This is a genomic window from Flavobacterium sp. (assembly GCF_044368625.1).
Classification (GTDB): Bacteria; Bacteroidota; Bacteroidia; order Flavobacteriales; family Flavobacteriaceae; genus Flavobacterium.
This window is the reverse complement of sequence record NZ_JBIPPD010000167.1, coordinates 1-7,324: the sequence shown is the minus strand read 5'-3', so window position 1 is coordinate 7,324 and position 7,324 is coordinate 1. Positions and strand designations below refer to the sequence as shown.

Here is a 7,324-nt window from a genome sequence, read left to right as displayed (position 1 = left end):
AAAAAGCTCAGCATAAGCGATTCACACATTTTCTTTTTCAAAGAAAATGGTTCTCTGAGATGCTTCGCTAAAAAAGCTCAGCATAAGCGATTCACACATTTTCTTTTTCAAAGAAAATGGTTCTCTGAGATGCTTCGCTAAAAAAGCTCAGCATAAGCGATTCACACATTTTCTTTTTCAAAGAAAATGGTTCTCTGCTTACATATTTCGTCTGTATTGTCCACCCACTTCAAACAATGATGCGGTTATTTCGCCTAACGAACATACCTTAGTCGCTTCCATTAGCTTGACAAACATATTTTGGTTATTAATTGCAGCATCCTGTATGGCTGCCAATTTTTCAGCTGTTTCCGTTTTGTAAAATTGGTGTAGATTGTCTAAAGTCATAATCTGAAACTGTTTTTCTTCTTCACTGGCACGAATTACTTCTGCTGGAATTACTGTTGGTGAACCTTTCGAACTTAAAAACGTATTTACTCCAATAATCGGAAATTCACCTGTATGTTTCAACATTTCGTAGTACATACTTTCTTCTTGAATTTTAGATCGTTGGTACATTGTTTCCATTGCACCAAGAACGCCACCTCTTTCAGTAAGACGGTCAAACTCCATTAAAACAGCAGCTTCCACCAAATCGGTCAACTCTTCAATGATGAATGAACCTTGGATTGGGTTTTCATTTTTGGCTAAGCCTAATTCCTTATTGATAATCAACTGTATGGCCATTGCTCGACGAACCGATTCTTCCGTTGGAGTCGTAATTGCTTCATCGTACGCATTGGTATGCAGCGAATTACAGTTGTCATAAATCGCATACAAAGCTTGCAAAGTGGTTCGAATATCGTTGAAGTCAATTTCTTGAGCGTGAAGGGAACGACCCGAAGTTTGAATATGGTATTTCAACATTTGAGCTCTTTCGTTGGCTCCGTATTTATTTTTCAAGGCCTTCGCCCAAATTTTACGAGCCACACGACCAATTACCGCATATTCAGGGTCAATTCCGTTGGAGAAAAAGAACGACAAGTTGGGTCCAAAATCGTTGATGTCCATTCCACGGCTCAAATAATATTCTACGTAAGTGAAACCATTTGCCAACGTAAAAGCCAATTGTGTAATTGGATTTGCACCTGCTTCGGCAATGTGATAGCCTGAAATCGAAACCGAATAAAAGTTTCTAATGTTATTGGTAATGAAATATTCTTGCACGTCACCCATCAAACGTAAAGCAAATTCTGTCGAGAAAATACACGTATTTTGGGCTTGGTCTTCTTTCAAAATATCCGCTTGCACTGTTCCGCGAACTTGAGAAAGGGTACGAACTTTAATGTCTTCGTAAATTTCCTTTGGCAAAACCAAATCGCCCGTAACGCCCAAAAGCATTAATCCCAATCCATCATTTCCTGTCGGAAGTGCTCCATTGTATGTAGGTCTTGTTAATCCTTTTTTCTTATAGATTTCTTCAATTTTGGCTTCCACTTCATCCACCAAATTATTTTCTTTGATGTAAATTTCACATTGCTGATCGATGGCTGCATTCATAAAAAATCCGAGAAGCATAGGAGCGGGGCCATTGATGGTCATACTTACAGACGTTAATGGATGTGCCAAATTAAATCCAGAATACAGCTTTTTGGCATCGTCCAAACAGCAAATAGAAACCCCGGCATTACCAATTTTTCCATAAATATCGGGACGTAAATGGGGGTCGTTTCCGTATAAAGTCACACTGTCAAAAGCGGTTGACAAACGTTTCGCTGGAAGTCCAGCACTCACGTAATGAAAACGACGGTTGGTTCGTTCTGGTCCGCCTTCACCGGCAAACATACGAGATGGATCTTCGCCTTCTCTTTTGAAAGGATACAACCCTGAAGTAAAAGGAAATTCTCCTGGAACATTTTCTTGTAAATTCCATCGCAAAATATCACCCCAAGCTTCGTATTTAGGTAGGGCAATTTTTGGGATTTGCGAATGCGAAAGCGATTCGGTATGAGTCGCTATTTTGATAACTTTATCACGAACTTTAAATGAGTATACAGGATTTTTGTATTTGTTGACTTTTTCGTCCCAAGTCAAGATGATTTCCCAATTGTATGGGTCTAAATCCATTTTGACTTTGTCAAACTGATTCAATAATAGGTTTAGAAAAATACGGTTTTCGTCTTCGCCATCTTTGGCACTTTTGTAAACTGATGTATCGTCGATACCTGCTTTATTGAGTTCTGCTTTTTTGCCAGAAACACTTTCAATCGTTTTGAAAATTCCGTAAAGTTTTTGCGCCACTTTTCGTTGGCCTTCAGCAGTAGCATCGTATTTTCTGTTATTTTCGGCAATTTCTGAAAGATAACGTGTACGATGCGGTGGAATTACAAATATTTTCTCGCTCATTTCACGGGTAATTTTGAAGGTAGAAACCAAATCTGATTCGGTTTTTTCTACAATTTTATCCATGATTGCTTTGTACAACGTGTTCATTCCTGGGTCATTGAACTGCGAAGCGATGGTTCCAAAAACAGGTAAATCATCAGGATTCGCATCCCAAAGATTATGGTTTCGCTGGTATTGTTTTTTTACGTCACGCAAAGCATCGAGTGAACCTCTTTTATCGAACTTGTTTATAGCAACCAAATCTGCAAAGTCCAACATGTCGATTTTTTCCAATTGTGTTGCTGCACCAAACTCAGGTGTCATCACGTAAAGTGAAACATCAGAATGGTCCATAATTTCGGTATCACTTTGACCAATTCCAGAAGTTTCAATAACTATTAAATCGTATTTAGCAGCTTTTAGTACTTGAATGGCTTCCGCAACGTATTTTGATAAAGCCAAATTCGATTGGCGGGTTGCCAATGAACGCATAAATACTCTAGGATTATTGATGGCATTCATCCGAATTCGGTCACCTAATAAGGCACCACCTGTTTTTCTTTTGGAAGGATCCACTGAAATTAATCCAATGGTTTTTTCTGGAAAATCGATTAAAAATCTTCGCACTAATTCATCAACTAATGATGACTTTCCCGAACCACCTGTACCGGTAATCCCTAAAACAGGAATTTTTGATGATTCGTTTAATTGATGGATGGTTTCCATCGTACTTTTTGCTATCTCAGGGAAGTTTTCTGCAGCAGAAATCACACGAGCAATTGCTCTTGGATTTTTATTTTCTAAATCATCGGCTTCACCGTCTAATTTATCCCCAATAGGAAAATCGGATTTCTGAACCAAATCATTAATCATTCCTTGTAAACCCATTTCGCGACCATCGTCTGGAGCGTAAATTCGGGTAATACCGTAATCTTGCAACTCCTTTATTTCATCCGGAAGAATTACTCCACCACCACCTCCAAAAATTTTAATATGTCCAGCCCCTTTTTCTTGCAAAAGATCGTACATGTATTTGAAATATTCGTTGTGTCCCCCTTGATACGATGTCATTGCAATGGCATTGGCATCTTCTTGAATAGCGGTATTTACTACTTCCTCAACGCTTCGGTCGTGACCCAAATGAATGACTTCTACGCCAGTAGATTGAATAATACGTCGCATAATATTTATTGCAGCATCGTGTCCATCAAAAAGTGCGGCGGCTGTTACAATTCTAACTTTATTCTCAGGTGTATAAGGTGTGGCTTGTTCCATATTATTTAAAAAGTAATTTATATGGGTGCAATTTACGAATTTTATAATTTTTAACCGAATTATTTAAGAGTCGATTCTTGAATTACAATTGTGTATTTCTAACAGTTAAAACTCAGTGGGTGATCCAGTTTTAACCTAGAGTTAGAATGCTCATTTATAGATAAGAGGCATTTCATTTTCTAAAAAAGATATAATTTTAAAACAAGAGAAATATGGCGGCGGTTCAATGGCTGTATAAAAAAGGATGCTGTATTTTAACATTAAATTAGCATTCCGATATAGAATCGTGAAGTCAAATTGAAGTTTCATAAACTAATGCGGGAGATTCATATTGATTAGCAACCTAGCTTATAATTAATTCGTACCTTTAATAAAACGTTTTAAACGTTGTGGTTAAACAATATAGTACTCGAATACGGCAATTATCGTATTGTTTCATTTAAACTAATTTTTTATTATTGTAGGGACTAATTTTGTAGTAATTACTTATAATAATTCTTTATAAACACAAAATTTAAAGTTTTGAATATTTCGTAAAATGCTGAAAATATGATTAAACTATTATACCAAGGAAAAAACCGTACGATTGCTAATGTGGTTCAAAAAGCAAATGAAATTTTGCAAAGTACTGCTTTTTATGACCGCATTGCATCGCTTCCTCAAATGTCCAACACACAGTTAACCTCGCGTACAATTGCTGAGATTTTAAAAGAAAACAATCAAGAAATTTATGTTCAAAGTTTTTGGAATCCATTCAGTAAGTCCACTAAAATTATACAACCTTGCATCTTTAAAGTTAATTCTTACAATTTGAGCTTTACGATGGCTTTTGCGGTAAACACGATCATCAATGAAACACTACTTTCTTTAGCCTTAGAATGTGATGTACTCAATTTTGAAGAGACCAATTTAAATGAATTAGAATATGCCAATGTTTTCCCGTGTAGAATTGGTCAATTAGCAGAAATTCTTACAAGAAAAAGTAAAATGTCGCGACTCAATGCCCAATATCTTTAAAATAGTTTCAACACAAGTTGCAATTATTTTTTCATCAATCCTTTATTTATGCGCTAAATTTTACTATTTTTGAGTTTGATTAAAACCCAGATACACTAATTCAATTTTCGAACAGTCCGTAATCGCTTTGTAATCAAAAATGCAAAAGCGATTTTTTATTATGGTTTAAATCGTAAAAATTCCGCTTACTACCAACGCCATTTGGATCTGACCAAGGTCTAATAATTTATCTAAATTTTAGAAATGATACTCATTGTAGACGACATAGATGCCAATTTGATTGCGTTAAAAAAAACGCTTGAAGTGCATAACTTAAAAGTAGAAACGGCAATTTCGGGCGACGAGGCTTTAAAAAAAATATTGAAATTCGATTACAGATTGATTATTTTAGATGTTCAAATGCCTGGAATGGATGGTTTTGAAGTAGCCGAAATTTTGGCTCAAAGCAATCGGACTAAGGATATTCCTGTATTGTTTTTGTCGGCTAGTAGTAAGGACAAGAAGTATATTTCAAAAGGATATGCTTCTGGAGCAGTAGATTACATCACTAAACCAGTTGATCCCGATTTGTTAATTTTAAAAGTGAAATCATTTTTAAAAATAGCCGATCAGCAGAATGAATTGAAAGGCATTCAAGAAATGCTGTCTAAAGAAGTTGAAATTCGTAAAAAGGCACAAGAAAAGTTGTCGCTTGAGATGCAGCAAATGCAGTTTGTATTAGAATCTTTGCCACAAATGGCTTTTGTACTTTCCAAGCAAGGGGAGTTGGAATACGTCAACCACCAATGGTTTGATTATTCCGTAAGTGCTACTGAATTCCCAACTGTTCACCCAGAAGATAAACCCATTTGGGAAAAGTGGAATGTACGTTTGCAACTTGGAAAATCCTTTAACTCCGAAATTCGATTGCACCACCTAGAGTCGAAAGAGTATTGTTACTTTATGATGAAAGTAGTTCCCATTCAGCCATCGGGATTCATAACAAAATGGGTAGGAACGTTTACGGATATCAATCAACAGAAATTGGTTAACGAACAACTCGAAACTTTGGTACAAAAACGTACAAAAGAATTGACCATAAAAAATGAAGATTTAGAGCTTACCAATCACGAACTGCAACAATTTGCGTGGGTAGTTTCCCACGATTTGAAAGAGCCCATTCGCAAAATTGAAATGATTGTTAAAATGATCAAAGACCGATTCATTGAAAAAGATAGTCTTGCAATTGATTACATCGACCGGGCGGTAAATTCTGCTCGAAGAATGCGCCAGTTAATTGACGATTTACTCACGTATTCCCGACTTTCTGCTACTGCAAATTTTGAGACTACCGATTTAAATATTGTGGTAAAAGAAGTGTTGGATGATTTAGATTCAGAAGCACATCCAAAACAACCAACAATAACCGTAGCACCACTGCCAACTATTCCAGGTATTCCGAGTCAATTGCGGCAAGTTTTCCAGAATTTAATTGGAAATGCACTCAAGTTTACCAAACCAGGAGTGCCGCCTATTATTTCTATTTCTTGGAAGCAAATTGCAGAAAAATCAGCTGACAGTCAAGAAGATTCCAACGGAAAATTTTGTAAAATAACCGTAAACGATAACGGAATTGGGTTTGACGAAAGTTTGCTCTATAAAATATTCATCATTTTTCAGAGTCTCAACAACCGTCAAGTTTACGAAGGAACGGGAATTGGTCTGGCCATTGCAAAGAAAATTATTGAAAAACACAACGGTATTATTACCGCTAAAAGCACAGTTGGAGAAGGCTCCAGCTTTATCATAATTTTACCTTTATAAAATAGAATACCGACTTATATGGAAAGTAATTTTAGACGAAATTTAATAGTTAGTTCAGCCATTTCAGTAGTGATATTGATTGTAAGTTCGACCGCATCTTTTTTGAGCATCAACAGTTTATTAGAAAGTAATTCGCTTGTCAATCATACACAAAAAATTATTTATAATATAAATGCATCGCAACGTATTGTTCTTGAGGCTCAAACAGGTGTAAGGGGTTATTTGATTACGGGTAACGATGCTTTTTTAAACCGCTATTTGCAAAGCAGTATTGAACTGGATGACGTAACTAAAGAATTGGAGGAACTCACCCAAGACAATAGAAAGCAGCAAACTAATTTGAGAAGTATAAAAACCGAACATCAAAGGTTTTATAATTATCTCAAAGAAAAAGTTTTTTTAAAGCGACAAGGATTAGATGTGGGTTCTGAGGATTTAAATCAGGGAAAAGAAATAATGGATAAGTTACAGTTGCTTTATAACAAAATAGAAAGTGAAGAACTCGACTTACTCAATATTCGAATGGACAAAGCCAAAAATTATGGTATTTACAGTAGTATCTTAATCCTTTTTGCTGCTTTAATTGCAATTTCGTTAAGCGTTTTGTTTTTTATAAGAATTTTAAATGACTTCAAAAAAAGAAGTGAACTCACCCAGTTATTAGAAGAAAACGAGCGAGAAACAGCCCGACGAATTTCGATGGTTAGCATAGCAGCAGAGAAAATTACCCGCGGCGATTATTCGATTAAGGTAGAGGACGGTAACGGAGCTATCGGAAGTATTGGATTTTCGTTAAATCAAATGAGTGAATCGCTCCAAGAAAATTTTAATAAGTTAGCAAGCAGAGAGTGGATCAAGGCAGGTA

At 36.1% G+C, this 7,324-nt stretch carries 4 protein-coding genes; 3 read left to right on the top strand and 1 reads right to left on the bottom strand.

Annotated elements, in window-relative coordinates; translation table 11 throughout:
* Positions 1 to 198: 198 nt before the first annotated feature.
* Positions 199 to 3,639: a methylmalonyl-CoA mutase family protein gene (locus ACIQ2X_RS11900; protein ID WP_396179135.1), complete on the bottom strand. Its 3,441-nt coding sequence runs from the start codon at positions 3,637 to 3,639 to the stop codon at positions 199 to 201.
* 549 nt (positions 3,640 to 4,188) lie between these two features.
* Between ACIQ2X_RS11900 and ACIQ2X_RS11895 the strand changes: the two genes are divergently transcribed.
* The 3 genes from ACIQ2X_RS11895 to ACIQ2X_RS11885 form a co-directional block, all read left to right on the top strand.
* Positions 4,189 to 4,656, top strand: a complete 468-nt coding sequence (locus ACIQ2X_RS11895; protein ID WP_396179134.1) for a hypothetical protein — start codon at positions 4,189 to 4,191, stop codon at positions 4,654 to 4,656.
* Between the two features lie 243 nt (positions 4,657 to 4,899).
* Positions 4,900 to 6,459, top strand: a complete 1,560-nt coding sequence (locus ACIQ2X_RS11890) for a response regulator (RefSeq protein ID WP_396179133.1) — start codon at positions 4,900 to 4,902, stop codon at positions 6,457 to 6,459.
* 18 nt (positions 6,460 to 6,477) lie between these two features.
* Positions 6,478 to 7,324: CHASE3 domain-containing protein (locus ACIQ2X_RS11885; RefSeq protein ID WP_396179132.1), on the top strand; the 847-nt coding region annotated here is incomplete at its 3' end.